Consider the following 3,133-nt stretch of genomic DNA (forward strand, 5'->3'; position numbering starts at 1 on the left):
TCGATCCTGAATCTCGCCCTGCGTCAGGCGGACTTGCTGTGAACCACTGGACTCAACTCACCCTGACACGCAGGGGCCGGGGACCGTTGAAGCCGTCATGAACACTGGATACGACAACTACCGGCCCGAGGTGCACAAGAGTGAGGAGCAGTGGCGTGAGGAACTGACGCCGCAGGAGTTCCAGGTACTCCGGAAGGCGGGCACCGAGAGGCCGTACACGGGCCAGTACTACGACGCGCACACCACCGGTGTCTATCAGTGCCGGGCGTGTGGCCAAGAGCTGTTCACCAGCACTGATAAGTTCGACTCGCACTGCGGGTGGCCCTCGTTCTGGGCTCCCCTGGCCGAGGACAGGGTGCGTTACCTACGTGATCGGTCCTTGGGGATGGAGCGCATCGAAGTGCGCTGTTCCCGATGCGACTCCCACCTGGGGCACCTCTTCGAAGGTGAAGGTTTCCAGACCCCCACCGATCAGCGGTTCTGCATCAACTCGATCTCCATGAAACTGATTTCCTCCGACTGAGTGGCCGCCCACCGGCTGAACCCTCAGCGCGCCGGCTCCAGGGCTTCGCCGCCGCCGGCGCGCTGACCAACCGGCCCCCAGGTCACCGGGGCAGAGAACATGGGCCGGGACGGGGTACCGCACCAGCAGTTCCCGTCCCGGCTCGTTCCGGGTCACGGCAACGGTCGTTTCCGGGCTACCGGCGGCGGGCGTGCTGCAGCGACTCGGCAGCCGTGAGGATGGATGCCCCCAGAAGCACGGTGTCCTTGAGCAGGAACTGCCCCACCATGGACAACTTGGTTTTCCCGTGGTTCTCCTGCTGCACTCCCGGGGTCGTGGCCATGAAACTGAGCGTGGTGACGAACATCCCTACCGCCCCGAGGCTGCCCAGGGCCGAAGCGCGCGGGGCGAGGGGCTTGGCGGCGATGAGAGCTCCCATACCGATCTCGGCCACCCCGATCAGCTGCGCTGTCTTCTTCTCCCCCAGCTTCTTGAGCACCCCGGAGAACAAGGGGCTGGAGGTGACCAGGGGCCTGATGTTCTCCATCTCGTAGTCCTGGAATTTCAGGGAACCGATCCAGACGAGGTTCGTCACCAGGGAATAGCGCAGTACCGAATTCCCCATCTGCTCGATCCCCGTGGTGGAAGTGTTCTTCGTCATCATTTTCTTGTCTCCTCGTTTTTTCTTGTAGATATCACTCGGACTTGAAAAGGAACCCACGGTTCCATGCTCATGCAGCACCTGGTTCTGCACCGGCAACCCGCGGTTTCCCACCGACGCAGCGTGGTACGCACACCCCGTCTTCCGCGTTGTCTGTGCCGCAACCCTTTCCCCGGGCCACCTGCGGAACTCGCGCGCACAGGCGCGTCGGGACGACCTCGTCGGCTTCGTGCGCCACCTCACGTGCTTCCGGACGCATCATGGTCCGGAATCGTCGTCGCCAGGTGTCAACAGGGCTCATCCCTTCCGAGCTATCGGCCTGCGAGTCGAACCGTGCCCATGAACAACTTCGCAGGCCATGTCGGCGGCCAGCTCGACCAGCGCAGGATCCCGTGTCATCTTGGCGGACGTTTTCGCCCCGTCGTACAGCACCATCACCTTGTCCACCGCGGTCGAGGACCCGTCCTCCCCGAGCAAATGGGCGATATGTGAGGCCAGTGCTTCCCGGTAATGAGCGATCACCTGGCCCACCCCGAGATCATCCGGGCGTTCGATGGCGGCGTTCATGAACGGGCATCCGTGGAACGTGCCGGCCAGAACATCGACAGAGATTCCATCGAAGAAGACTCTCAAGCGCTCAGTCGCGCTGGCCCGGGGGTCGTCCCTGGTTTCGGAAGCGGCTTTCCAGGTGGCCTCCTCCTGCTGGAGGTAAGCCACTACCAGAGCCTGTTTGTTGCCGAAGTGGTGATACATGCTGCCCTTGGCCACGCCGACCTCAGCGATCACCAGATCGATGCCGGTGGCATTGATGCCGCGTGTGTAGAACAGCCGGCGGGCGGTCGCCATGATCCGCTCACGAGCTCCCGTGGACCTCGCAGGCGACCGGTTCGGCGCAGTGGCCTGGGCTTCGGGGATGACTGCCATCATGCGCACCATGCTAGACGGATCCGTCTATTCTGGCTAGACGGATCCGTCTACAATCGTGGCTGGCGCCGCGCCGGAGGCCCGTAAGACAACCGATCCCCCGGGTCTCTGACGGGGCTTGGAGGAGGAAACCTGAACGCTGAAATTCTCGCTATCAACGGTGCGTCCGGTGGTGTCTACGGTGTGCCGGCAACCGTGGTGACGAAGGGAATGATGGCATGATGCAGACCTATCAGTACGACGTGGAGATCCTGCACCTGCTCGTGTCCCCGGGCCATGCCTACTTCGGCCGCGCCCGGGACGGCGCGGCGGACGTGCCCACCACGGATGCCGACCGGGTCGAGCTGGTGGCCGGCAAGGGCGTGGTGGGCGACCGGTTCTTCGGCAAGGCCGCGCACATGGACGCCGCCCTCACCCTGCTCGCCGTCGAAGCACTCGAGGCCATGGCGGCAGATCTGGGCACACCTCCCTTCGACCCGCTCCTGACCCGGCGCAACGTGGTCCTCCGGGGCGCCGAGCTGGCGCCCCTGCTCGGCGGGGAATTCGCGTTGGAGTCCCAAGGTGCTTTCGTGCGGCTGCGGGGTGGGCGGCCGGCCCACCCCTGCGCCTGGATGGACCGGGTGCTCGCCCCGGGCGCGCACGCCGCCATGCGCGGCCGGGGCGGCCTGCGCTGCCAAGTGCTCTCGGACGGGTTCCTGCACCGCGGGCCGGCCGTACTGCACAGCCCTGTCCCGCTCGAGGCCGAACGAGCCGGGGATTCCGTCCGGCGGCGACCGACACGGCTGCCATAGCGCCCCTCGTAGGTGACGCAGCCAGGGACCCCCTTGCTTTACGTAAGGCCCGGCTACCGGTCACCCGCGGCAACGATGACGCAGTTGGGGTTCCCGCGGGGGCCGTACGGGTAGATCGATGTGGCAGTGCGCTGTGTGGCGTATGCCGCCTCGGGATTCCTGTGGCCGCTGGTCGTCTCCGGAATTTTTCAAGGTGTTTGAGGCCAGTGGGTGTCAGGCGGCTACCGGTTCGGCGGCGGTTGGTTGGTTGATCCA

General features: G+C 65.1%; 4 protein-coding genes. 2 read left to right on the forward strand and 2 right to left on the reverse strand.

Features of this window, described 5'->3' with window-relative positions:
* Nucleotides 1-97: 97 nt before the first annotated feature.
* Entirely contained in the window at nt 98-523 is a 426-nt protein-coding gene (gene msrB, locus QL985_RS11905) for a peptide-methionine (R)-S-oxide reductase MsrB (protein WP_053447646.1), read from the forward strand.
* Nucleotides 524-698: 175 nt separating this feature from the next.
* On the opposite strand, the gene QL985_RS11910 is transcribed toward msrB, so the two are convergent.
* Complete coding sequence (locus QL985_RS11910) at nt 699-1,163, reverse strand: DUF417 family protein (protein ID WP_051050204.1); 465 nt, start codon at nt 1,161-1,163, stop codon at nt 699-701.
* 297 nt (nt 1,164-1,460) lie between these two features.
* A complete protein-coding gene (locus QL985_RS11915) occupies nt 1,461-2,090 on the reverse strand; it encodes a TetR/AcrR family transcriptional regulator (protein WP_158443063.1) in 630 nt (209 codons plus the stop codon).
* 215 nt (nt 2,091-2,305) lie between these two features.
* On the opposite strand from QL985_RS11915, the gene QL985_RS11920 reads away from it, so the two are divergent.
* Nucleotides 2,306-2,878, forward strand: coding sequence for an MC12 (locus QL985_RS11920; protein WP_011117093.1), 573 nt, complete (start codon nt 2,306-2,308; stop codon nt 2,876-2,878).
* Nucleotides 2,879-3,133 lie beyond the last annotated feature (255 nt).

This window comes from Kocuria sp. APC 4018, from assembly GCF_030407675.1.
Lineage (GTDB): Bacteria > Actinomycetota > Actinomycetes > Actinomycetales > Micrococcaceae > Kocuria > Kocuria rhizophila.